17 protein-coding genes are annotated in these 25,557 nt (G+C 59.4%); 7 read left to right on the top strand and 10 right to left on the bottom strand.

The features are described from left to right. Positions 1–67 precede the first annotated feature (67 nt). A complete protein-coding gene (locus J1G18_RS23110; protein ID WP_007966031.1) occupies positions 68–883 on the bottom strand; it encodes a UDP-2,3-diacylglucosamine diphosphatase in 816 nt (271 codons plus the stop codon). 136 nt (positions 884–1,019) lie between these two features. Here J1G18_RS23110 and J1G18_RS23105 point away from each other — a divergent pair, with 136 nt between their 5' ends. After that, a complete protein-coding gene (locus J1G18_RS23105; protein ID WP_223008643.1) occupies positions 1,020–1,784 on the top strand; it encodes an AraC family transcriptional regulator in 765 nt (254 codons plus the stop codon). A gap of 74 nt (positions 1,785–1,858) precedes the next feature. Then, on the top strand, positions 1,859–2,752 hold the full coding sequence (locus J1G18_RS23100; RefSeq protein WP_210557844.1) for a DMT family transporter: 894 nt from the start codon (positions 1,859–1,861) through the stop codon (positions 2,750–2,752). Here the strand turns inward: J1G18_RS23100 and J1G18_RS23095 are convergent. Then, positions 2,746–3,033: a SelT/SelW/SelH family protein gene (locus tag J1G18_RS23095; RefSeq protein ID WP_223008640.1), complete on the bottom strand. Its 288-nt coding sequence runs from the start codon at positions 3,031–3,033 to the stop codon at positions 2,746–2,748. The genes J1G18_RS23100 and J1G18_RS23095 overlap by 7 nt on opposite strands. 71 nt (positions 3,034–3,104) lie before the next feature. On the opposite strand from J1G18_RS23095, the gene J1G18_RS23090 reads away from it, so the two are divergent. After that, on the top strand, positions 3,105–5,306 hold the full coding sequence (locus J1G18_RS23090; protein WP_223008638.1) for a patatin-like phospholipase family protein: 2,202 nt from the start codon (positions 3,105–3,107) through the stop codon (positions 5,304–5,306). 142 nt (positions 5,307–5,448) lie between these two features. On the opposite strand, the gene J1G18_RS23085 is transcribed toward J1G18_RS23090, so the two are convergent. From J1G18_RS23085 to recQ, 3 genes are all read right to left on the bottom strand, one after another. Continuing rightward, positions 5,449–7,221, bottom strand: coding sequence for a FimV/HubP family polar landmark protein (locus J1G18_RS23085; RefSeq protein ID WP_210557848.1), 1,773 nt, complete (start codon positions 7,219–7,221; stop codon positions 5,449–5,451). 128 nt (positions 7,222–7,349) lie between these two features. Next, complete coding sequence (locus J1G18_RS23080; RefSeq protein WP_027613988.1) at positions 7,350–7,784, bottom strand: MarR family transcriptional regulator; 435 nt, start codon at positions 7,782–7,784, stop codon at positions 7,350–7,352. A 133-nt stretch (positions 7,785–7,917) separates the two neighbouring features. Further along, a complete protein-coding gene (gene recQ / locus J1G18_RS23075) occupies positions 7,918–10,047 on the bottom strand; it encodes a DNA helicase RecQ (RefSeq protein WP_097090179.1) in 2,130 nt (709 codons plus the stop codon). 396 nt (positions 10,048–10,443) lie between these two features. Between recQ and J1G18_RS23070 the strand changes: the two genes are divergently transcribed. The 3 genes from J1G18_RS23070 (at position 10,444) to J1G18_RS23060 (ending at position 13,154) form a co-directional block, all read left to right on the top strand. After that, complete coding sequence (locus J1G18_RS23070; protein WP_007962155.1) at positions 10,444–11,031, top strand: YecA family protein; 588 nt, start codon at positions 10,444–10,446, stop codon at positions 11,029–11,031. A 10-nt stretch (positions 11,032–11,041) separates the two neighbouring features. Continuing rightward, positions 11,042–11,437 carry a YbaN family protein gene (locus tag J1G18_RS23065; protein ID WP_098967773.1) on the top strand — a complete coding sequence of 132 codons (396 nt, stop codon included), beginning with the start codon at positions 11,042–11,044 and terminating at the stop codon, positions 11,435–11,437. A 223-nt stretch (positions 11,438–11,660) separates the two neighbouring features. After that, positions 11,661–13,154 carry a hypothetical protein gene (locus J1G18_RS23060; protein ID WP_223008636.1) on the top strand — a complete coding sequence of 498 codons (1,494 nt, stop codon included), beginning with the start codon at positions 11,661–11,663 and terminating at the stop codon, positions 13,152–13,154. Positions 13,155–13,268: 114 nt separating this feature from the next. On the opposite strand, the gene J1G18_RS23055 is transcribed toward J1G18_RS23060, so the two are convergent. The 3 genes from J1G18_RS23055 to J1G18_RS23045 all read right to left on the bottom strand — a co-directional run bounded on the left by J1G18_RS23055 (position 13,269) and on the right by J1G18_RS23045 (position 19,858). Then, positions 13,269–15,515 carry an autotransporter outer membrane beta-barrel domain-containing protein gene (locus J1G18_RS23055; protein ID WP_262415655.1) on the bottom strand — a complete coding sequence of 749 codons (2,247 nt, stop codon included), beginning with the start codon at positions 15,513–15,515 and terminating at the stop codon, positions 13,269–13,271. 283 nt (positions 15,516–15,798) lie between these two features. Next, complete coding sequence (locus J1G18_RS23050; protein ID WP_223008626.1) at positions 15,799–17,751, bottom strand: hypothetical protein; 1,953 nt, start codon at positions 17,749–17,751, stop codon at positions 15,799–15,801. Positions 17,752–17,908: 157 nt separating this feature from the next. Further along, positions 17,909–19,858, bottom strand: a complete 1,950-nt coding sequence (locus J1G18_RS23045) for a hypothetical protein (protein WP_167797067.1) — start codon at positions 19,856–19,858, stop codon at positions 17,909–17,911. Positions 19,859–20,356: 498 nt separating this feature from the next. On the opposite strand from J1G18_RS23045, the gene J1G18_RS23040 reads away from it, so the two are divergent. After that, on the top strand, positions 20,357–23,512 hold the full coding sequence (locus tag J1G18_RS23040) for a hypothetical protein (protein WP_223008624.1): 3,156 nt from the start codon (positions 20,357–20,359) through the stop codon (positions 23,510–23,512). Positions 23,513–23,706: 194 nt separating this feature from the next. Here the strand turns inward: J1G18_RS23040 and J1G18_RS23035 are convergent, their stop codons facing one another. Both J1G18_RS23035 and J1G18_RS23030 read right to left on the bottom strand, forming a co-directional pair. Beyond that, positions 23,707–24,066, bottom strand: a complete 360-nt coding sequence (locus tag J1G18_RS23035) for a DUF6124 family protein (protein WP_183781754.1) — start codon at positions 24,064–24,066, stop codon at positions 23,707–23,709. 140 nt (positions 24,067–24,206) lie between these two features. Further along, positions 24,207–24,566 carry a DUF6124 family protein gene (locus J1G18_RS23030; RefSeq protein ID WP_223008622.1) on the bottom strand — a complete coding sequence of 120 codons (360 nt, stop codon included), beginning with the start codon at positions 24,564–24,566 and terminating at the stop codon, positions 24,207–24,209. Positions 24,567–25,557: the final 991 nt, after the last annotated feature.

Here is a 25,557-nt window from a genome sequence, read left to right as displayed (position 1 = left end):
ACAAACATGTACTTACTGATACACCGCATTCGGGAGCAAGCCCCCTCCCACAGGAGATATCTGGGGTCTAGGCAATCTCGGCAACCTTGGCGGCCTTGAGCTGTGCCTCCCGCGCCTGTGCATCCGCCAGGCGATACAGCTCGATCGTGCCATCCCAGTGCTCGATCAATGCTGTGCACGATTCCACCCAATCGCCGCAATTGAGGTAGTCCACCTCGCCGACCTTGCGGATCTCGGCATGGTGAATGTGCCCGCAGACCACGCCGTGCAATTCGCGCTTCACGCATTCGTGGGCGATGGCTTCTTCGAAGTCGCTGATGAAGCTCACTGCCGTCTTCACCTTGTGTTTCAGGTACGCCGACAACGACCAGTAGCCGTAGCCATAACGCGCTCGCCAGTGATTGAGCCAGCGGTTGAGGGTCAGGGTGAATTCGTAGGCCGAGTCGCCGAGGAAGGCCAGCCAGCGGTGGTAGCGGGTGATCACGTCGAACTGGTCTCCATGGATCACCAGCAGGTGCCGGCCATCCGCCGTGACGTGAACGGCCTCGTCGACCAACTGGATGTTGCCGAGGATCAGCTTCGAATAACGGCGCAGGAATTCGTCGTGGTTGCCGGTGACGTAGATCACCTCGGTGCCGCGCTTGCTCATGGTCAGCAGGCGACGGATCACGTTGGTGTGCGCCTGCGGCCAGTACATGCCACCGCGCAGCTTCCAGCCGTCGATGATGTCACCGACCAGATAGATCTTGTCGGCGTGGTAGCCCTTGAGAAATTGCGACAAGTGCTCGGCCTGGCAATCCCGCGTGCCCAGGTGCACGTCGGAAATCCACAAGGTACGCACCCGTTGTTTGCGGCTGGGTTTGGCGAGCTCGGCGCTGGTCATGGGCAACCCTCTGCGATGTTTTCGCCACTGTGCACGTGCCGGGTGAATCGACCATGACAGACAGGCGTCAGTCGTGTGACAGCGCGCAAGCCCGTCGCCCCGGTGTAGACTGGCGCTCACTTCGGAGACTTCTTCCATGCGCCCGATCCTCACTCTGCGCCAATACACCCACGACCTGATCGTCCACAGCCACGACCACGCGCAACTGGTGTTCGGGCTGTCCGGCGCGCTGGATTTCGAAGTCGAGGGTCAGGGCAGCCAGGTGCGCCAGCAGAGTTTCGTGGTCGTCCCCGGCGGCGCGCATCACGCCTGCGGCAGCCCGGATGGCAGCCGTTGTCTGGTGCTGGACGTACCCGACGGGCCATGGCTGAACGATTCGCTGGGCGAGCACGCCGACGCCAGTCAGCGCTTGCTCGACCAGCCTGCACGGTTGTCGCTTGATGCCGGGCAAAGCCAATTGGTCCACTGGCTGGCGAACAGCCCGGTCACGGATCCGCTGATCGCCCAGCAAGGCGCGGTGTTGCTGCTGGCCAGCCTGAATCACGCCAGACCTGCCGAACATTCGGCGCGGCGCCTGCCCTACGCGGCGCTGGATGCGCACATCGAACAATACGCCGCCTACCCGCTGCAAGTGGCCGATCTGGCGCAGATCGCCGGGCTGTCCAGCGCCCGGCTGCACGCGCGGTTCATGGCGGAATGCGGGCAGACGCCGATGGAATACATTCGCAGCCGGCGCCTGCACAAGGCAGTCTGCCTGCTGCGCGAGAGCGCGCTGCCGATCGGCGAGATCGCCAGTCGGGTCGGTTACAGCTCGCAGAGCGCGTTCGCGGCGGCGGTGCTGCGCGAGTTCGGCGCCTCACCGGGGCAATTGCGTCGCGACTCCTGCGACAAAAAACGCTAGTTCGCCGACAGACTTCTGCGCCGCAACACGTTTCAATGGGCAACATTGAAACTGTGTTCGGATTAAGGATTGCAATGACTCCGCGTACCGCCCTCGGCGCCCTGCACATTGGCGCTCTGATGTTCGGCCTGACCGGTGTGTTCGGCAAACTCGCGGCCGCCTCGCCGGCGGTGATCGTCTTCGGGCGTGCGGCGTTTGCCGTGCTCGCCCTGGCCTTTTTCGCCCGCTTCGCCAGTCAGCACGGCTGGCAGAAACTGCAGGCGGTCGACTGGCGGCGCCTGGCGCTCAGCGGCGTGTTGCTGGCCGGGCACTGGGTGAGTTTTTTCATCGCGGTGAAGGTCGCTGGCGTCGCCATCGCGACCTTGGGTTTTGCCAGCTTCCCGGCGTTCACCGTGATTCTCGAAGGGCTGATTTTCCGCGAACGCATCCGCGCCAATGAAATCGTGTTGGTAGTGCTGGTCAGCGTTGGTCTGGTGCTGGTGACCCCGGCGTTCGATCTGGCCAGCGGCGCCACCACCGGGTTGCTCTGGGCGGTGCTGTCGGGCTTGCTGTTCGCCCTGCTGTCGCTGACCAACCGCGCCAGCTCCGGACGCATCCCGGCGGTGCAGGCCGCGCTGTGCCAGAACGTGGTGGTGGCGCTGTGTCTGCTGCCGGTGGCTGCGCCGCAACTGAGTGAAGTGCGCGCGCTGGACTGGCTGTGGATCGGCCTGCTCGGGGTGTTCTGCACCGGCGTCGCCCACAGCCTGTTCGTCGCCAGCCTCGCGGTGATCAAGGCGCGCACCGCCGCCGTGGTATTCGCCATGGAGCCGGTCTACGGAATCACCGTCGCCTGGTTGCTGTTCGATGAAAACCCGACCGTGCGCATGCTGATCGGTGGTGCGCTGATCATCGTTGCCATCGTGGTCTCGGCGCGGATGTCAGGCAGCGCCGACAAGAAAACCGTGGCTGCCGAAGCCGCGTCTCACTGAGTGCGGTCGTTGTGGCCGAGGTCGCGCGCAGGATCGATCTGATCGCGCACCCGCTGCTTGAGCGCCTTGGCCTCGGGAAAACCGCCGTCGGCCTTGCGCTCCCAGATCTGCACGTCGTCGCAGCTGATGTGAAACACCCCGCCGGTGCCCGGCACCAGCGACACCTTGCCGAGGTCATCGCCGAAGGTGCTGAGCAGTTCCTGCGCCAGCCACGCGGCGCGAAGCAGCCACTGGCATTGGGTGCAATAGGTGATGACGACTTCCGCTTTTTTCACGCTCATGTGCGCTGAAACTCCTGAGACAGAGGGCGCCGCTATAATAGCCGGCTTTATCGCTTGCCCCGAGACTCACCATGCGCCGTTTGCTGTTCTGCCTGCTGCTTGGCTTCCTGCCCCTCTTTGCTAATGTCACCGTGCATGCCGCCGAAGCGCCCCGCCCGAAAGTCGGCCTGGTGCTGTCCGGTGGCGCCGCCCGTGGCCTGGCGCACATCGGCGTGCTCAAGGCGCTTGAGGAGCAAGGCATCAAGATCGATGCGATTGCCGGCACCAGCATGGGCGCGGTGGTCGGTGGCCTGTATGCCTCGGGCTACAAGATCGATGAACTGGAAAAACTCGCGCTGAACATCGACTGGCAGCAGGCGCTGTCCGACGCGCCGCCACGCGAAGACGTGCCGTTTCGCCGCAAGCAGGACGACCGCGATTTTCTGGTGAAACAGCAGCTGAGTTTTCGCGATGACGGTAGCCTCGGCCTGCCGCTGGGGGTGATTCAGGGCCAGAACCTGGCGCTGATGCTGGAAAGCCTGTTGGCGCACACCAGTGACACCCGCGACTTCGACAAGCTGCCGATCCCGTTCCGCGCCGTCGCCACCGACATCGCCAATGGCGAAAAAGTGGTGTTCCGCAAAGGTCACTTGCCGCAGGTGATCCGCGCCAGCATGTCGATTCCGGCGGTGTTTGCCCCGGTCGAACTGGACGGTCGGCTGCTGGTGGACGGTGGCATGACTGACAACATCCCGCTCGACGTCGCGCGGGAGATGGGTGTCGACGTGGCAATCGTGGTCGACATCGGTACGCCGCTGCGCAACCGCAAACAACTGACGACCGTGGTCGATGTGCTGAACCAGTCGATCACCCTGATGACCCGGCGCAACTCCGAAGAGCAACTGGCCGCCCTCAAACCCACCGACGTGCTGATCCAGCCGGCGCTGGCGGCATTCGGCGTGACCGATTTCGGCAAGGCCCAGGAGATGATTGACGCCGGTTACCGCGCCACGCGGATTCTCGACGCCCGCCTCGCTCAGCTCAAACCTCAGCAATCTCAAGACGCCGAACTCAATGCGGCCCGCGCCCCAGGCCAGCGCACGCCGATCATCACCGCGATCAGGGTCGAGAACGACTCGAAAGTCGGCGATGAGGTGATTCGCTATTACATCCGTCAGCCGATCGGCGAGCCGCTGGATCTGGGCCGACTGCACTCGGACATGGGCACGCTGTACGGCCTGGATTACTTCGAACAGGTGCAGTACCGCGTAGTGCACAAGGGCCAGGATCACACGCTAGTGATCAGCGCCCGGGGCAAACGCAGCGGCACCGATTACCTGCGGGTCGGCCTGAACCTGTCAGACGACATGCGCGGTGACAGCGCCTTCAATCTCGGCGCCAGCTACCGCATCAACGGCATCAACCGCCTCGGCGCGGAATGGCTGACCCGCGCACAAATCGGCGACAAACAGGAGCTCTACACCGAGTTCTATCAGCCGCTGGACGTCGGCTCGCGCTACTTCGTCGCCCCGTATGCTGCGTTTGAAGCGCAGAACGTCGATGCGGTGCTCGACAACGACCCGATCGCCCAATATCGCGTCGAACGCTACGGTTTCGGCCTCAATTTCGGCCGGCAGATCGGCAATAACGGTGAAATCCGCTTCGGGGTCGGCGAGGCCTGGGGTAAAGCGGATGTGCGCATCGGCGATCAGGACCTGCCGAGAGAAAACTTCACTGAAGGGTTCTACTCGCTGAAGTACTCGTTCGACTCGCTGGACAACGTCTACTTCCCCCACGAGGGCAAGGACGTCAGCCTGACCCTGATGCAATTCGAACCGGGCCTCGGCTCGGACACGCGCTACCGGCAGTGGGAATTCAAGCTCGATAAAGCCATGAGCCATGGCCCGGACACACTGATTCTCGGCGGCCGTTATGGCCGAACGCTGGACGATGCCAATGTGGTGACGTCGAGCTTCCTGCTCGGTGGTGCGCGGCAGTTATCAGGCTTTCGCGAGGATTCTATTTCCGGGCAAAACGTCAGCCTGATGCGCCCGGTGTATTACCGCCGGTTGACGCCGCGTTCCTATCTGCCGCTGGACTTCCCGCTGTATGCCGGAGCTTCGCTGGAACGTGGCCGGGCGTGGAACAACGACAATCAATTCGACAGTGGCTACATCAATGCCGCCAGTGTGTTCATCGGCTTCGATACGCCGTTGGGGCCGTTGAATTTCACGTATGGCTTGAATGATGCGAATGAGCAGGCGGTTTATTTGAATCTGGGGCAGACGTTCTGATCATTCAGGTGGATCTATATTGCCTGCCAGGCCGCCTTCGCGAGCAAGCCCGCTCCCACACTGGAACGCATTCCAACTGTGGGAGCGGGCTTGCTCGCGAAGGCGATAGTCCGGTCACCGCACAATTCCGGTGACTCAACCATCAGCGAATACCCGCGAGTAACGTCCGTGCCGTTTGCCTGAGGGGTTCATCCCCTTCCTTGAGCAACTCATTGAGCAAGGCAATCGCGCTGTCGATATCCCCATCATCAATGCAGGTCTGTGCCTGTTCGAGTTTCTCCGAGCCGTGTTCCGGCTCAGTCGCCGCTAGATCCAGCGGCTCCAGCGCCAGCAACTCGCCCGGGTCGCCGAATTCGTTAAGAAAGTCATCGTCCAGCGGCTGCGCGTCCGGTTCGGGGATCCACTCCAGCTCCGCCTCTTCGCTGGCCACCGTTTCGGGCAGCTCGAAGTCCGGCGGCAGGATCTCGAGATCGGAGTTCGATGCAGTCCGCTCTACGGGCTGCTCAGGTGTCGAACGACTGTCTTCAAGATCCCAACTGGACGCCATCGACAGCTCACCCAGATTCAACTCGAAATCATCCTCGGCCGCCGGTGGCGCAGGCGCCACCGCTGCGGCGGCGGCAATTGGCAGCACCGGGGTTATCGGCGCAGCGCCGGTCAATTTTGAATGCCGCTCTCGGATCGCAGCCAGTTGCTGAGGATCCACCCCGGCATCACGCAGGCGGTGTTCCTGTTGTTCATAAGCAGCGCTGTCGCCCTGCCGCCCCAGCACTTCGAGCAATTGCACACCCAATTCGGTGCGCTCGGGCTCCTTGTCCATGGCATTGCGCAACAACCCGACCGCCTCACTCAAACGACCATAAGCCAGATAGATCCCCACCGCCTCCAGCACATCGCCGGCCGCCGGTTCTTCACGGTGTTCGGTGGCTGCGCGGATGCTCGCCGATTGAGTGGTTGGCGGGTCTTCAGGATCTGTTTGCCGATCTGCCGGCAGAGCTGCCAGTGGCGCCGCGCCCTCCACCAGTTGCCGCCGACGTCGTACGAACAGCCCGGCACCCAATAATCCCAGCAGCATCAGCAAGCCACCGAGCAGCGGCCAGTTGAGACCATCGTCGGCAGCTTCAGGCGCAGTGGTGACTGGCGCGGGAGTTGGCGGCGTGAGGGCCGGTGCCGGCGGCTGTTGCAGTTCGCTCAAACGCGTTTGCAGATCACTGATCTGCTTTTTGCCGTCGGCTAGCTGGATATCCTGCGCCTGCAGTTTTGTGTTGAGTTCCTCGACGGTCTTTTGCAGCTGCTGATTGAGTAACGCGCTGGCCGCCAATTGCTCGGCCACGGCATCGTTGGCTGGCGCCGCCGTCGCCGGAGGGGGTGGCGCTGAAGGGGCGGCGTCGCGCTTGCCCTGAGCAGCCTGAGGCGCCGCCGTGGCAGGTTCGACGGTGGGAAATTCAGAAGATTGCGGACGTGGATCGGGCTCGTCGGAGGCCGGCACGATGCTTGGCGATCCGGGCGGATCGATCAGCAGCGTGTACTCGCGCAGCAGGCGGCCATTGGGCTGATCGAGCTGCACCAGAAAATTCAGAAAGGGTTCATTGACCGGTTTGCGCGAGGTCACCCGGATCATCTGGCGATTGCCATGCAGGATCGGGGTGAACTTGAGGTCATTGAGGAAGAACACCCGCTCGACCCCGGCCCGGGCGAATTCATCCGCGGTGGCCAGGCTGGCCGAGAGGTCGCTGGCACTGAGGCCCGCGGCATCCACCAGGGCGATGTCGGCCTTGAGCGGCTGATTGAGGGCTGAGTGGACGGTAATGTCCCCCAACCCCAGCGCCATCGACCAGGTCGAATAGCTGAATACACCAGCGACCAGCAGCCATCTGGCGCCACCGCGCAGTACAACGTGCCGACTTGCGAGCATGAGCATCCCTTAAATAAGCAAAACCGGTTTCTATGCGTTCGCACATCCGGTACGAACACGATATTGCCCAGTAGTTCTTATAGTCTGCTCTGCGCGATCCCTCAAAAAACCGGCGCGCGGTTTATGCCTCAAGATTTTTCCAGGTTGCCCAGAATGTGCCCGTGAACGCGCATGCACACCTTCAGATCCGCCTCGTCGACGCCTTCGAACAATTCGTGACGCAACTGTGTAGCGATGGTTTCGATTTGTTCGATCAGCGGCAGCGCCGGAGCGCAGAGCACGATTTTTTTCGCCCGGCGGTCTTCCATCACCGACTGACGTTGCACCAGGCCCTGGCTTTCCAGGCTGTCGAGCAAGCGCGCGAGGGTCGGCCCTTCGACACCGACGCTTTGCGCCAGCTCGCGTTGGGTCGGCGCGTCTTCGAAACGCGCCAGATGCAGCAGCACCAGCCAGCGCGCCTGGGACAAGCCCAGACCGGCCAGCCGGCGATCCAGTTCGGCACGCCAGCCACGAGACATCTGGGCCAATTGCATGCCAAAGCGGTGTTGATCGGTTAACGGCATAAAACACTCATGAGTAGACTGACAAATAGAGAAAAACTAATTATTAGTCAGCTAAGCATGACATTTGGCTATAGGCAAGAGCCGACCTGTACTGAATCGTTACAACTGCCTGACGGTTGGCGCAATCGCCGTCTTACATTTCGAATTCAGATTGCAGCGCAGCCCTTACGCAGTAAAGAACACCCTCCGGAACGCGACCGGCGAACAGCTCGGCCACTTCGGCGACCGACGGCAACTCGCCCTCGCCGTCGAGGAACGCGTCCTGCACTTCGCCCATCAGTTCTTCAGGCAAGTCGAGCGCCTGCTCCAGCGACAACTGTTGCTTGCCGATGGCCTCGGCGAGCATCGTGTAGACGTTCTTTTCCGAGCACTGCAACTGCCCGGCGATCTGCATCGGGGTCATGCCGGCGCGGGCCAGGGTGATCAGTTCGTGGCGCACGTCGGCCACCACTTTCGGCGCTTCGGCCTCGCCGCCGAGCACTTCGAGGAAGGCCTCGCCGTAACGTTCCAGCTTGCGCGCACCAACGCCGCTGACCCGCGCCATGTCGGCCAGCGAGGTCGGCTGGCTGCGGAGCATTTCCAGCAGGGTCGAGTCGGGGAAGATGACGTACGGTGGCACGCCATGCTCCTCGGCGAGTTTGCGCCGCAGTGCACGCAAGGCTTCCCACTGTTCGCGCTCTTCGCCACGCACCAGCTGACTGGCCGGACTCTTGCTGGCGGTCTTGGCGGTGACTTGCGGCTTGAGGTCGCGGCGCAGCTCCAGGCTCACTTCGCCCTTGAGCAATGGCCGGCAGGTGTCGCTCAGGCGCAGGCCCCCGTAGCCTTCATGATCGACGTCGGCCAGACCACGCGCCACCAGTTGCCGGAACAACGAGCGCCATTCGCTCTCGCTCAGCGCCTTGCCGACGCCGTACACCGACAGGTGCTGATGACCGAAACTGCGGACCTTTTCGTTGTCCTTGCCCAGCAACACGTCCACCAGATGGCCGACACCATAGCGCTGGCCGGTGCGATAGATCGCCGACAGTGCCTGGCGCGCCGGCTCGGTGGCGTCCCAGGTCTGCACGCCATCGACGCAGTTGTCGCAGTGGCCGCACGGCTCGGGCATGTCTTCGTCGAAGTACGCCAGCAGGGTCTGGCGGCGGCAGCGGGTTTCTTCGCAGAGCGAGAGCATCGCGTCGAGTTTGTGCTGCTCCAGACGCTTGTGGCGCTCGTCGCCCTCGGAGTTCTGCAGCATCTGCTTGAGCATCACCACGTCTTGCAGACCGTAAGCCATCCACGCATCCGCCGGCAGGCCATCACGGCCGCCGCGCCCGGTTTCCTGGTAATAGGCTTCCAGGGATTTCGGCAGATCGAGGTGCGCGACGAAACGCACGTTGGGCTTGTCGATGCCCATGCCGAACGCCACGGTGGCGACCATGATCAGGCCTTCCTCGTTGAGGAAGCGTTTCTGGTGGTAGGCGCGCAGATCATTGGGCAGACCGGCGTGATACGGCAGCGCCGGGAAGCCCTGCTCGCTGAGGAACGCGGCAACTTCCTCGACCTTCTTGCGCGACAGGCAATAGACGATGCCGGCATCGCTGCGGCGTTCGGCAAGGAACGCCAGCAACTGCTTGCGCGGCTGCTCCTTGGGCACGATGCGGTAGAAGATGTTCGGGCGGTCGAAGCTCGACAGGAAACGCTCGGCGTTCTGCAAGTGCAGGCGGGTGACGATTTCTTCGCGGGTACGCTTGTCGGCGGTGGCAGTCAGGGCGATGCGCGGTACGTCGGGGAACATTTCCGCCAACTGGCCCAGTTGCAGGTATTCCGGGCGGAAATCATGGCCCCATTGCGACACGCAGTGCGCTTCGTCGATGGCGAACAGGGCGATGTTCAAGCCTTGCAGGAACGACAGCATGCGCGGCTGCACCAGACGCTCGGGCGCCAGATAGAGCATCTTCACTTCACCGCGTTTGATCCGCGCCGCCAGATCGCGCTGCTGTTCGGCGCTCAACGTGGAGTTCAGCGCCGCAGCGGCCACGCCCAGCTCTTCGAGGGTGGCGACCTGATCGTCCATCAGCGCGATCAACGGCGACACCACCACCGCCAGGCCTTCGCGCAGCAACGCCGGGACCTGGAAGCACAAGGACTTGCCGCCACCGGTAGGCATCAGCACCAGCGCATCACCGCCGCTGGCCACGCGCTCAATGATTGCACCCTGACGGCCACGGAAACTGTCGTAGCCGAAGATGTCCTTGAGGACGCGTTGAGCCTGTTCGAGCATAAAAACTCCAAAAATCTACCGAAACATCCCTGCACAGGCTGGTTCAGGACAGCCACAGCTGCTTAAACAAAACGTAAGAGCGCATTGCAATGACAGCCGCAATACGAGCAGGGAGCGCAAAACGCGGCAGTATACCCGAGCGTTCCCCGGCACAGGGTGCCGCTGATAAGACTCCGCTAGCCGCCAACACGAAAACCCTGTGGGAGCGGGCTTGCTCGCGAAGGCGGCGTGCCGGTCGATGCAAAAGTGTCTGATACGCCGTATTCGCGAGCAAGCCCGCTCCCACAGGGATATTCGTGTTGCCTGTAATTGCGGCAAATCTGCCGTGCGGCTGGCTTGAGCGCTCAAGAAGGCCTAGAATTCCCGCATTGTTTATTCCCCCAAGGTAGCCCCGTAATGTCCTTCGCTGAGCAACTAACCCGCCTGCAAGTCTTTCTCGACGCCGACGAGCTGCACGAAGAGGCGCTGGATTACGTGGCCGCCCACGGTTACCTGACCGCCCTGTCAATCTGTGCAGAAGACGTACCGGAGCGTGAGTGGATCGACGCCCTGTTCGCCGAAGAGCCGCATTACAGCAGCGAAGCCCAGCGCGAAGAAATCGAAGCCACGCTGATTGGTCTCAAGGCACACATCGCCCGTCAACTGGCGTCCGACGAAGAATTCGAACTGCCGTGCGACCTGGACCTGGGCGACGAGCCGGACGACTCCGAACTGCGCGGCTGGTGCATCGGCTTCATGGAAGGCGTATTCCTGCGTGAAGCGGCCTGGTTCGAAACCGCTGAAGAAGAAGTCAGCGAAATGCTCCTGCCGATCATGGTCGGTTCGGGCTTGTTCGACGAGCAGCCAGAGTTCGAAGACATCGCCAAGGACGCCAACCTGATGGACGACATGATCGTGCAGATCCCGGAAGCCCTGACCGCGCTGTACCTGCTGTGCCAGGCGCCAGACGAAAAACCGGCGATCCTCAAGCCACGTCACCACTAAGATCCGGCCTATGGACAACCCCATAGGCAACCGCTCCCTGATGTTGCGCTACTTCCTGCTGGCCGTCGGCTGGCTCAGCGTGGCATTGGGGGTGATCGGGATTTTCCTGCCGGTTCTGCCCACCACCCCTTTCCTTTTGCTGGCGGCCGCCTGTTTCGCGCGCAGCTCTCCGCGTTTCTATCAATGGCTGGTCGAGCACCCGAAGCTCGGGCCATGGATCCGCGACTACCTCGACGGCAACGGCATTCCGCTCAAGGGCAAGGTCTACGCGATCGGGCTGATGTGGGCGAGCATTCTGTTCTCGTGCTACCTGGTGCCGCTGCCGTGGGCACGGGGGTTCATGTTGACCAGCGCGGTGTTGGTGACGGTGTACATCCTTCGGCAAAAGACTTTGGATAAATCCTGAATACCGCCGCCCCCGCTACATCTGCATTTATCCCCGATACAGCGCCTCATGCTGTCTATCTCCTGGGTTTCGAGCCAGTTATCCAAGTGCCTTGGCACTGACCGATCGTCGGAAAAAACCTCCTACCTGTTATTTCTGACAGTAGGCAACATTCGCCATATCAGGCCCAATCAATCAACGCCTTCCTCGCAGAGCCACATGTCCTTCGCTGAGGTTTTTCGTCATGACACACTTTCACTCCTTCCTGTTTCCAAGATTGCAGACTGAAGTTCCGGGGCTGAAACTGCGTCCCTTGCGGATTTCGGCGATGATAGAGCCGATCGTCGATGGGGACGGCGGTATCAACTGCAAAACCTACTACCAGTTTCCCGACGGTTTGTTCTGCGCCGTCGATGCCTACGCCGAACCCATGCGCAAAGGTGACACGCTCGATATCTATTGGGGCAAGGACCACAAGATCTTTACCCGGGTGCTGCAGGATGACGAAGACGGCAGCAACCAACCGGTGTTTTTCTTCCTGCCTGTGACGAACATCCTTCCCGGCTGGGTCGACGAGGTCTACTACGTACTGACCCGCGCAGGCAGCACCAGCCCCGACGAGCCCGCCACGCCCTTGCGAATATTGGTGAAGCTGGATCTGCCAGGCGGCAAAGACGATGAACCCCATTTGCCCGGACATGCAAAATTGCACATCGTGCAGCTGCCGCGCGACGTCATCGTTAACGGCGTGGATGCGGTTTGGGCAGCCAAGGGTGTGCCGATGGTTATTCCTCCCTACCCGAACATCGCCGTGCGCGACGTTATCCAGGTGCAATGGGGCAATGCCTTCTTGCCACCTCATACCGTCAGCGCCGATGAGGCAGCCGGCACGGCACCTATCGAGATCACCGCACACCAGGACGATATTGTGGCCGGTGGCGACGGCAACGCTCAGGTGGTGCATTACGGGATCCATGACGAGGTATTCAACCACTCCGAGAAGTGGTCGCTGAGAACCCCAGTCAAAGTCATGTCCGGAATCCGGCAGCTGGATGAGCCGATTATCCAGGAGTCAGTCAACGGCATCATTGATCTCGACAAATTGAACAATCGCGATGTCAACGTACATGTTCGCGCCTCCACCAGCGATTTCGAGGTGGGTGACACCGTCACCATGACCTGGGTAGGCACACCACCCACCGGTGCTCCGTTGCCCAACCGACAATCCCAGAGGGTGGAAAGCTTCCCCAGCATCCTCATATTTCAGATTCCGAATGCGCAGGTCCGGGCGATTGCCATGGGAACCGCAGACGTATCGTATGTGCGCTACAAAAAGGACGACGGCTCTGCGCTCCCCTCCAGGCACGAACTCGCCAGCGTGGAAGGCCGGATCCCCGCGCCGGTCCTAAGCGAAGCCGCGGGCAATACGGTGAGCGCCGATATCACATCGGCCACCGTGAACATTCAGTACCCGGGCATGACCACGGACGATATCGTCAACATGGCCTGGCTGGGCACCAAGGCCAATGGCATTCCCTACTTGTATGAGGCTCGGCACATCGTCAGCCCGGAGGACGTGGAAAATCATCTCGTGACCTTGTACGTGCCGGGAAAAAATCTGCGGGTGCTGGAGAACGGTGCACTGAATCTGTTCTACCAGGTGTCCCGTGACGGGCCGCACTGGCGGGGCACGCATGAGTCCGGGCATCAGGAAATCAACGTGTTGCGATTCACCTGAGTCGCAGGTGTCAGGTCAACCCGCCGGCCCGGACAGCGGGTTGCCCGGCAGGCCAGCACAAAAAAACGCCCCGCAGGTGCGAGGCGTTTTCAGGTATTCACATCGTGACGCGGTTTACCAGGTCCAGCGCACTCCGGCATTCAAGTCATACGGCTTCTTGATGTACTTGCCATGGCTGTAGTCGTAACCGGCATACACCTGCAGGTCCTTGGTCAATACCACTGCAACGCCTGCTCCCAGCACACCACGGGTGCCAGACAGGTCGTTGTTGAACTGATTATCAGCGTTGACCGTCACGCGGTTGTTATTGATGAACTCGTGCTGCACCGCAACGCGCACATAAGGCTGGGCGACCATGCCATTGCCCATGTTGAAGTTGCGGCCCACAGTGGTGCCCGCTTCACCCAGCACCGAGCGGCTGCGATCGCCGTCGGCCTCCATGCCATTGTCCAGATCAAAGTTGCGCCCCTGAATCACCGCCGTCGACAGTTTGCCGTACGGCTCGATGAAGTAGCCATCCTCCAGTTTGATCTGGCGACCGAACTCCGCCGAAGCGCTGACACCGGAGCTGTCATAACTGCCCTTGGCGCGGGTGCCATCGCTCATGCCGACTTTCGTATCGCTCTGAAAGCGGTTGAACTTGAGCAGCGCATCAAAGTAGTAACCGCTCTGCTTGTTCATCCAGGTCACGTAAGGGCCCAGATAGTAGCTGTCAACCGTACCCGAAGTCCCCTGTGCGACGTCCAGGTTGGTATGGCTGTAGCCGCCCATGATCCCGGCCACCCACAGACTGTCGCCCAGGTGCGTATCCGCCCCCAGAGAAAGCCCTTGCTGGGTCTGCTGATAACCCACGCCGGAAGCGGCGCTGATGTTGTACTTGTTGCCGTAGGTGCGCATCCACAGGCCGGTGTCACCCCCATTGAAACGCAACTCGCCCATGCGGCTGCGCAAAGTTGCCGCCTCGGCATACAACAGCGTCACCGGAGCGTTGAACAGCGCCAGTACCGATTTCGCCCCGGGGCTGATGGTCTTGGTGGTCGGGTCGAGAAACCATTCCGTTCCGCCCTCCCCCACTTCTCGCCGATCAAGTTTATAAGACCAGGTACCCAGATCGACATGCTCGCCTCTCAGGGCAAATTGCGCGTCGCCGGCGGCGGTGTGCACCAGGGTCAACTGCTGCGGGTTCAGCGCGTCCAGACCGGAAGCGGCCACCAGCAATCCGAATTGCCCGCTGGCTACCCCCGTGACATTGAGGAAGTCGTGCTGACCGGTGGCGAAATTGCCCTTCATTTCGAACGTACTGGAACCATCCGGAGAGCCGGCCAGCGTGCCGACGTTCAACTGGTAGAACGTATCTGGCACATCCTGCGCACCAAAGCGCACCGTCCCGCCATTCATGGCGAGTGTTCCTACAGTGTCAGCGCCTGTCAGGGTCCAGCTAGAACCGCTGTTGACGGTCACGCCGTTGACCTTGTCGAGACGGCCGGTCAGTTGCGAGTTGTTCTGCAGGGTGACGTTGGCAGTCGAACCGTTTTCGACCAGCACATCGCCCTTCATGTTGCCCTGATCGAAGGTGAGATTGGCGGTACTGTTGCCGGTGACGTTGACGTTGCCTTGCAGCGTGCTGTCGCTGACAGACATGCCCGCGGTGGAAGCGCCCTGCACCGTCAGCACGTTGCCGTTGCCCCCCGTCAGGGAAGACTGGTTCAACACCTCAAGGGTGGCATTGATGCCCTTGTCCACAAGAATCGCATCACCGGTGCGGCCTTCCACACTGGCGTTGTCGAGCCGCAGTGAATTGTTGCCCAGGCCCGAGGGATCCCTGCCCATAGTCACCCCGGTCTTGTCGCCGCTGATAACCGTGTTTGCGGAGGCGCGTACATCCCCCCCCAATATGTTCAGGCCGGTACTGTCAGCCCCTGTGCCCGTCACCTGACTGTTGATGAGCGTGAGCGTGCTCAAGCCGGTGACCTGAGCACCGATTTCCCCACCCTTGAATTGACTGTCGGTTGCAGTGACCTTGGAGCTAAGGGTCGAGCCGATAGACCGATTGACCGCCAGCCCCATAAAGTCACTGGTCACGATGGCGCGAGTGAGATCACCCGTGCTGCCGGTTATGCGGATACCCACCAGCCCACTGTCGGCATTGACCGTTGCGCCGTTGATATTCAACGTTGATCCGGACGTGACAGACAGACTCTGGGTGCTGGCCCCCGCGATGTTCAGCACACTTGCGTTGCGTACCAGATAATCGCTCTGTGGTGTGCTTGCATCGATATTCAGCGTATTGCCGTTATCGACAATAACGGCGGCAAAAGAATGCCCGCCGGTAGAAAAAAATGCTGGCAGCACGACCAGCATTTTAAAGAGTCCTGCCGCAGCATTTTTTTGCAGCGAAACATGTTTTTTGTTCATGACGTGGCTTCCTGAATGTTCATCACCTCACATCTTTCAGAAGAAACGCCAAAAGACTGTAAGGCGCGAACAATACCTATCCGGGTCAAGCAAAAATGTAGGAGAAGTCCTAGCTCCGGACGGAAAAGTCCTTTCCCGCTCGAGGAATGATCCGCCTGTTTCAGCAACCGTTTCAGCGAGGACACGGGAGGCGTAGCGGCCTCCCGTGTTTCCTTTGAAACGCATTGAATCAGGTAGGCAACGGGCAAGTTCCGCCATCACCCGGATTGACCAGGTACACCTTGACCAGATGCTCTTTGGAGGGAACGTCGCGCCCGTTAATGACAGCCGTATAACCGACGCTACCCCACGCATTCAGAGTCGCGAGCAAGGGCGCGTATGGGATCTTCACAATGAAGCCGGCCGCGGCCTCCTGATCTGTCGGTGTGTAGAGCACCTCCTTGTCTGTCCCGGGTTTGGGGTTTGCACCGCCGTCGTCGGTATAACCCTGATAGGTGAATGTCAGCTCTTGATTCGCCAGTGCCAATTCCCCGCCCGGGACCTGCACCTCGACCACCACACCCTCGATGGGATCCAGACGCAAGGCTTTGCAGTTCAGCCAGTCAGTATAGTTAGGATCAAGGTGTAAAAATGCCGGATCAGGGACAGTGTCCACTTGAATCTCCACATCCACATTCCGAGGTTTTGAAATATCTACGTTGTCGTTCAGCGAATGACCGATGACGTAAGCCATCGGGTGCGTTGGATCACCGTTACCTGCCGCCGCAATAACGTCCCACTTTACTTTCCACTCAAGCGATGTGGGAATAGTGTTTGGAATCGTAACGAGGCCACCATCCGCCTCAGAAACAAGCTGGCCCGCATATTCAAGTTGAACGGTGTCATTTTCCTTGGCGTCGGCATAGGTATTGACCGTAACAGTAACGTCCCCATCTTTGTCGGCTTCTCGCAACGTATTGACTAGGCCTCCGGAATCACCCTGAACCGTCACCAACGCCAGAATTGGATTGGTCGGGTCTGGATTTTCCGGATCAATCGGCAGACCGGGCTTTCGCAAATCAACGAGAACATCTTTGGAAATCGGAGTTGGCGGGTAATAGGTGCTGCCGCGTTTGATTTGGTAGCGGGCCGCTACAGTTTTTACACCAGGGTCGTTGTTGAACACGTTTTTGAACGAAATATCGACGTAGCACGGGAACCCGCTGATGGGCTTCGCCATCTGCGGAATGTCGTCGTAGGTCACCACCAACTCATCTCCCGGCAAGTAGTGGGTGTATTCGTCAACGATTCCCACGCCCAAAGGGTTTTGCGCATCCGCCAGATCGACCAGACCGTCACCGACACCGTCCAACAGCGGAATATCAAGGGGCAACAGCCCCTCGGGTGGGTCTGTCAGAACGACCGTAACGGGGACTGATGGAGAAATAGCACTTGGGTTTCCCTTACGGTCGGTGACTCTGAAAAAAAGCGCGTGATCCCCTTCACCTTTCTTGAATACTTGGTCAGCGGTAAGTTCAAGCTCGATCTCAGTGGTGGTATCAATCCGGGTGATCGAATCGACAACCTCTGCCAACGGTATCGAGTCCCCATATAACACCTCTATAAAATCGCCAATCCTCATATCTCCATAATCAGGAATCTTAATAGCTACGAAACCAATGTCGTCCAGATATTTTTTGGTAATACCTTCATCTATCACTTCCTGCGGAAGAGTAACCGGAAAAAACGGGTGTGGAGGAGTTCTATCAACATTGCACTCCAACGGTTCAGAGTTGCTCTCATTACCGCCTTGATCGATAAAGTATCCCAACTCATGTGTCCCCGGCCTATCGGTGTATCCGACAGGAAACGTCATTTCGATTTCAAGAATATCGGGGTTCAGCGGCGTAACATAATCGTATCGAGTAGAGACTATCGGACTTCCGTCAAACGTCAGATGAATGAAGCCCGGTATCTCTTTCGGGTCGTCAGCCTCAGCAGGTCTCGGAACCAGACACTTGAAAGGCTTTCCCTGCTGGCTCAGCGGAATCTGATTGGCTTCATCATCCGACGTATCGCTTAGAAATGGGTTATCTGGATGCACTTTGATGACGGGTGCATCAGCTTTTGTAACAGCACGGCGAACTTTCAGATAATCGACCCGACTTTGTTCAGCGGGCGTCAATGGTTTCGGACTTGCCATTTTTCAGCTCCTTCAGAAACGGGCTTTATCTGCCCGGAATTTTGTCAATCAACTAACGCCCAAAACGCGGGCACAACACTCTCTGTCAGCCACGAATAAATACTCGTGACTGTCCCGACTAAAAACGGCTAATGCACTTTAATTAATCAAATACCCGTTACGGTTCCGTACAGGTTTCATTAGTGGGTGAGCACACTGCACCACTGGCCATGGTTCGATTGATAATCACGAAATCTTTTTTTGAAACACCCCGTCCACCCGTAAACTTTTTCAAGGTGTAATGACATAACGCCGAACCCCGGTTTTGCATCGGCGCTATCAATCTTTCGTAATCGGTCACATGCACTTCAAAACCGTTTCTTGCCTGATCCGCACTCAAGGTGGTCGAGAACCGTTCCGCGGCCTTGGGAATGGGCGTGGTGCCATTCGGTCCCGCGCATCCCTGCCAGAACAACGTCACGATGTCCTTCTCGTCAAACACCGGGTTGCCTTCAATCCTCACGCGCACCCGCTCCCAGAGACGCGGTTTCGCACAGCAGTCAAGCGTCCCACTGATGCCAGCGTCAGGGAACGAAGGCTCTTGGAGACCTTCGATAATGATGATCGACACCTTGACGGGCGTGAATGGCGCCAACTGCTGGTTGACGCCATTGCTGGTGGTGTAATGGACCGGCAACGCCGGGTTCAGGCGGTCCTGGTCAATGACCGACCATGGAATATTGAACGGCACTCTCTTGCCGGCAACGTCACCGGTCTGGACGATGTATCTCGCCACGGGCGTACTGATGCTCCCCCAATAAACTTCGATCGTGTGTCCTCGTTCAGGTGCGTCGAACAAGGTCAGGAAGCCGTCGGCGTCCTCGCCGAAATCTTCGGTAAGCAATGTGTTCAGCACCTTGGATTTGGCGCCGTAGATCTCCAGCAAGGCAAGCTTGGGGTTCAACAACGCCGGCGCATTGGCGTGATCCTGGCCTGCCACCGTCAGGTTCACCGATACCAGGGTTTCCATTGATGGTTTGCTATCGACGCCCCTTGTGCGCACGCGGTAAGTGACACGAGCATTCACCGGACCCAGCCCCTTGGCTGTGAGCGCACTCCACGGCACAGGGATCACGCAAGGAAAGTTGGCCGGGTCGACATCCTGCGGCGGCAGAACAGTGCCATCCCAGTCCAGCAGTACCTGATCGCCGCTCAACGGATTGTCATAGGCATCGATTTCGACCGTTACCGCCCTTTGGTTGACCGCCCCCTCCCGGGCGTGCTGACGATCGATCAAGCCTCTGTCCGACAGGGGGATGCGCGGAGGCTTGTGAATGGGCACCCCCGGGGTCAGATCGACGAACACAGGCAGCGGCCGCGAGCGCGGTCCACGGTTTCCGGCCCAGTCGCGCAAGCGATAATAGATGTATCGCTGCCCATGACCGCGCAGGCGAATTTCGTCTGCGTAGACGGTGATGATGAGTTGATCGTTATCGATATCCAACTGACTGAACGCCTGCTCGCGGATTTCGGTTTCGAAGTCCGGTGGCGTGTTGGTGTCCGTCCAGTAATAAATCGCCCGGTCACGGGCCTTCACGTCCAGATAGAGGCGTACTTTGAAACGAACCTGACCGTGCTCGTCCAAATAGTCATCGGTGATGTCACCCTCAAGATCCAGCAGATCCAGCATCGCCGGTTCCTGGCCGTCATCCGGCGGCACTCTATCGACGGTGATGGTTTTTTTCAGCGATTCCGCGTCGTTGCCACCAATCTTGAGCTTGTACGACAGGTCGTAAACGCCAGATGCCAGGTCCCTTTGAGGCACCGAAACAATCTTGTCACCCGGATCAATGGGAATATCGAACGGGAACACCCCCGCCGTGTCGTCATCAAAGGGAAGCCCCCGTCGCCTGAAGCCCACCAACACGACGTCTTTTACGAATTCCGGCTCTGTCGAGAAGTCCCACGCCGGAATCGTGATTTTCAAATCGCGACTCAATACATCGCGAGGTAATAGCCCGTCCGGGCTCTCATTACCCTCTTCGTCTTTCAGGATATCCGGAACAATCGGTTCTGGAATAACCACAAGACTTGTTTCGTCATTGCCGCGCGCGTGTTGCGGACTCATCGACGACTCTTCTGGGGGCACCATTGCGAAACTCCACGGCAATTGAGCGGACAGTGTCCTCGCGCAGGGCAGTCGTGAAGATAAAACGGGCCGTTGACTGACGATGGCGTGGAACGTTTGTGACCCAATTAGATGCCTGGCGGAAAAAGCTGACTACTGTCAGAAATACTAGGTTTGCTTACCGTTTGTCGGGAAGTCGCTGGAAACAACTGAACAGTCAGCTCAGCGTGAGGCTGCATTTTTGTTGAGCAGAATGGGGGATGAACTCGCCGCGCGCCTCAGCGGGAGCAGACTCCCTCGCCATAGGTTGGGGTTCACCGCAGAGTCGACTACCCTGCGGCAGCGCCTACTGGGAAGCAGTTTCAGGCATGCAAACCCCGCCTCACGACCGTTCATCGCAAATACGTCCTTACCTGTAATTTCTGACAGTAGCCAACGCTCGCCACCTGCCCCTAAATAACCCAGAGCCTTTGCTTCCCACGCCCTGGAGTCTTCAGGATGCTTATTCAGCCCCCTCGCCTCCCGCCCCCCGAGACTCTGCGGCAACTGGAAATACCCGACCGTACGCAGCCGGCCCTGGAGGGGGGGGTGTGGGGGATCAATATTGCCGCTGCGCAGTTGCTGGCGCCCGACAAGGGGCTGAAAGTCTATTGTCCACCTTGGCAACTTATGGGTTTAGGTGACTACATCGAGCTGCTGCTCGACGGTGTTCAGGTCGACCAGACCACCATCGTCAAGCCAGAGGATGTCGGCGAGCGTGTCACCCTGTATGTCCCGCCCCGGAAGTTCGCGACCGGGGCCTATACGCTGCAATATCGGGTCAAGGTATTCAGCCAGTCTCCGGAAACTTCGCTGCCTCCGGTCGATATCTTCGTCAAACTCGAGCAACCCGGCGGCAAGGATGAAAACGGCAGTGACCCGGGGCATTCCGAGCTGAACATGTACATCGATCCGCGGATCATCAACGATGGCGTGGACAAGGAAATCGCCGAAACCGGCCTCGACATCATCATCAAGGCCAAACCCGGCAGTAGCAGCCTGTTGCCCTACCCCAACATGGCCAAGGGTGACCGCTGCAAATTGACCTGGGGCGGCTGGTTTTTGTATTCGCCACGGGTGACCCAGGATCACATCGATGACCCGCAAGGCCATCCACTGGTCATCCATGTCGACAAGGCCACCATCCTCGAAGCCGGCGATACCGACAGCCTGGCCGTAGCCTTTGAAGTACACGACATTGTCGACAACCGTTCCGAAGACTGGTGCGCCGCAGTAGAGATTGCCGTCGATACCGGCAACACGCGCCTGTCGCCTCCCATGGTCAAAGAGGCCTTCAATAGCGTTGTGGACATGGACAAACTGGGAGATGCGCCGCTGACCTTGCAGGTATTGGTCGACGCACCCGACTTCCGGATCGGTGATGTGGTCATCGGTCTGGGCAAGGGCACCACGCTGGACGGCGAATCGATCAGCGTTGAAGTCCGCGGCGAGCCACTCACCAGCGTGGGCAACATCTACGAATTGGCCCTGCCAAGCGCCGACATACGTTTGCTGGCCAAAACCCAGGCCGTGTTCAGTTATCGCGTGGAACGCAGCGGGTCTGATGATCGCGCCTCCAAGGGGCGCTTCGTCAGTATCATCGGAGAAACCCGACGCCTGCTCGCGCCGATTGCCGTGGATGCGCAACAAGGGGCACTTGACCCTGATCTGGTTAACACCACCGCCTTCATCCCCTTCGATCCGATGATGCAGGAGGGCATGGTCATCGTTCTGCGCTGGGTCGGCACCCGCCAGGATTTCAGCGTCTACGACCCGGAACTGGACTGGCACACCCTTAGCAAGGGCGATATCGACGACAAAGAACCGATCCCGATCATCGTCGAAGGCAAACACCTCAAAGCTATCGAGGGCGGTACGCTGGATTTGTTCTACGTGCTGATGGCCGAGGGCAGCGATGGAGGCATCATTCAGCGCGAGTCACTGCACCATGCTCTGTTGCGGGTGGGTGAACCGCTGCTGGAACTGGTCGCGCCCATCGTCCTCGGTGAGGCCGGCGGAACACTCGAACCCGACGACCTGCCCGGCGGTTCGAGCAAACTGACCGCCCCGGCTGCCGCCGAACCCACCAAAGCGGGTGACAAGGTCACCTATACCTGGCGCGGTTCGAAAACCGGCAAGACCAGCGACTCGGTGCCGATCAATTCGCTCAATGCCGGTAGAGCCATCGATTTCACCCTGAACCCGACCTTCGTCCAGACCCACATCGAACCCAATCGCGGCGGCACTGTGGACGCGATGTATGAAATCCTCAGGGTGGCGGCAGGCGCCACGCCGGAACGTGTCAGCTACTCGCGGACGTTGAATTTCACTGTCGGCGAAGCCGTGCTGCTGACCCGGCCGAAGGTTCAGCAGGCCGAGGCCGATGGCACTACCTTGCAGCCGATCAAGGCCGTGGAAGCCCTGACCGTCAACATCGATTCGCAAGACTTGCTGCTCAGCGATCTGCTCAGCGTGACCTGGACCGGCGCACCCGGCACTGCCGCCGGCGGCTCGCACACTACCCCGGCAAGACCCATCAGTGAAACCACGCTGACAATCGAACTGCCGGTCACCGTGCTGGCATTCAACCTGGGCAAAACCGTCACCGTGACGTACACCGTGACCCGCAACGCTGTGCCCCGGACCTCGTTGCCGCTGTTGTTGAATGTCGGCACCCTGCCGGGCTCAAGCTTGATCCTGCCGGTGATCATGGACGCCGACAACAACGGCGCCGGTTCACAGTTCGATGTGAGTAAATTGACCGCTAATGCCACCTATCGCATGGGCGTCTGGCCGTTGATCGCCACAGGCCAATATGTCTGGCTGCGTCTGAAAGGGACGAACGCTGATGGCAGCAACTACAACCTTGAGATCCATAAAGCACCAGGCTCATATGTCAGCGACCAATGGATCACTCAAGGTTATTACGAGCGGAGCATCGCCTTTGCAGGTTTGAGAAACCTCAAAGATGGCAGCCCGCTGACCATGGAGTTCAAAGCCGCGTTCGGCAAGAGCACGGATGAGAGCGAGGCAGTGGTCTTCCCTGTGCGCACTTACACGATCAAAGCGGCTCTTGCTCTGGTTATCAATACCGAGCCTGTATCGCTTGGCGGCTGGATTTTCCGGTCCGATCACACCCCCACAAATCCTCCGGGTGGCAGTTTTGTCGACAGGCAGGCAAGTGGGGGCGTCCCACCCTATCAATACTCATCAAGCAACTCAGCGGCCGCAGAAGTGAATATCACCAATGGTCGGGTGATTTCCAAAGGCAACGGTACCGCTGTCGTTACGGTTCGAGATAGTGCAAACCAGACGGTGTCCTACCCTGTTTCAGTCTCGAATGTGTATCGAATCTTCGGAACCGGCGCGTTCAATACCTATACCCAATGCAGCAATGCGGCGGCTAATCAGGGTGGGCGAATTCCGTCCTTGGCGGAGTGGCATTCATATATCAGCACCTATGCGGGCTTAGCGACAGAAAGTGCATGGTGCTGGGCGGCTGATTCGGCCGGCACTGGCAAACGCTGGGCGATTTATCCGGCCACAGGAGAAACGAAGGCTTTAAGAGATCTGGGTTTTGGAGGCGACACGGCAAACGGGTACGGCATCAGGTAATCCGGGCTTGATACCCCGCAACAGCCACCTACTCAGGACAATCTGAATACAACGGATAAGGATAGGGATTTATCTGATGGCAATCGCGAGCAGGCTCGCTCATGCAATGGATCTTGCCGGGCACTTAACCAGTGACCAACGCAGATCCACTGTGGGAGCGGGCTTGCTCGCGAAGAGGCCAGAACTGTCAGCGCCTATTCCTTTGGCACAACATTATCCAGCACCTGATTCACCGCCAACTCCCCCAGCATCACCACTTGCGCAATGCCCAACACCGTATTACGACTCGGCCCCTCCAGCGTTCCGGCGAAATCGCCGAGCATGACCGTGGCCGAGGCCAGGGACTCGCAGGCGTTGGCCAGCAGGGATTCGGTGTCGGTTTGTGGATTGACCAGGAACATGCTGCTGGGGGTGTAGGGTGTGGCCATGATTTGCGCGGGTGCGAGGTAGTGGTCGAGGGCGCGTTCGGCGGCTTCGTGGAGTTTTCTGGAGTTGAGGGATTCGTAGGGTGATAGCGGGTCTGTGATTGGCGGATTGGGCTTGGTTTCGGACATCAGCTGGAACTCCGATCGAGGCACTTTGGAAGAATGATGACCTGTAGGAGCTGCCGAAGGCTGCGATCTTTTGATCTTGTTTTTTAAAAGCAACATCAAAAGATCGCAGCCTTCGGCAGCTCCTACAGGGGACCGAGCAGTTAGTTCGGCACGCGGCGGCCGTCCAGTACCCGGTTGACCATCAGTTCACTGAGCATGATCACCTGATGCAGCATCAGCATCGCCCGGCGCTGTGGGTTGTCGATATCGCGGGCCATGTAACTGGCGGCGGCCAAGGATTCGCAGGCTTCGACGAGCAAGGTTTCTTCGTCCACGGTGGGGTCGATGAGGAAGATTCTGTTGGACTTACAGGACGAGGTTGAAGGGATCGAGATCTTCAGTGCGCCAGGGTTGAGGTAGAAGTTGATGGCGCGGTCGGTTGCCGCTTTTATCTTCTGCGGGTCGAGGGCTGGGTCGTATGGGATCGAGGTGTCCGGGGGGTTGGGTGTGGCTTTGAACATAAATGAAACTCCAATTTGAACAATAGGAGCCATCACCCTCGCTACCAAACGGCGGGTGGCGGCCATGCGCGGGTTGGTAGACCGGTCAAATTGGGTAACCCGGCGCTCACGAATGAGCCCCACGCATGCCCACCATACAAAGCCATATCTCAAAAAAGAAACAGCAATGAAGGTGTCGCAACAACGACAATTTAAGACGGGCTACCAAACCCGATCACTGATTTTCAGTGACAGGGATACGATATAGCCCGCCCCATAGCCGTGTAAGCCGGCGGATTCTGGCGTACGCGTAGGTAACGGCGCAAGGCGTTGTAGCCGGTATGGCGTAACGGTTCGTGTACTTTAAACGCGGTTGCGGGGTGATGTTTATTTGCGGGGTTTGCTCTGTTGTTTTGATTTTGTCTGGTAGGCCGCCATCGCTGGCAAGCCAGCTCCCACAATTTGACCGAGTGCATTCAGTTGGGGATTGGTCAGCTGGGAGGCCGCTTTCGCGAGCAAGCTCGCTCCCACAGTTGGAATGCGTGCATTCAGGTGGGAGGTTGGTCGGCTGGGAGGCCGCCATCGTTGGCAAGCCAGCTCCCACAGTTGGAGTGTGTACATTCAGTTGGGGATTGGTCGGCTGGGAGCCGCTTTCGCGAGCAGGCTCGCTCCCACAGTTGGAATGCGTGCATTCAGGTGGGAGGTTGGTCGGCTGGGAGGCCGCTTTCGCGAGCAAGCCCGCTCCCACAGTTGGAATGCGTGCATTCAGGTGGGGATTGGTCGGCTGGTAGGCCGCCATCGCTGGCAAGCCAGCTCCCACAATTTGACCGAGTGCATTCAGTTGGGGATTGGTCGGCTGGGAGGCCGCTTTCGCGAGCAGGCTCGCTCCCACAGTTGGAATGCGTGCATTCAGGTGGGAGGTTGGTCGGCTGGGAGGCCGCTTTCGCGAGCAGGCTCGCTCCCACAGTTGGAATGCGTGCATTCAGGTGGGAGGTTGGTCGGCTGGGAGGCC

Origin of the sequence: Pseudomonas sp. MIS38 (assembly GCF_019891575.1) — a bacterium.
Taxonomy (GTDB): Bacteria; Pseudomonadota; Gammaproteobacteria; order Pseudomonadales; family Pseudomonadaceae; genus Aquipseudomonas; species Aquipseudomonas putida_A.
This window is presented reverse-complemented; position numbering and strand designations above follow the sequence as displayed.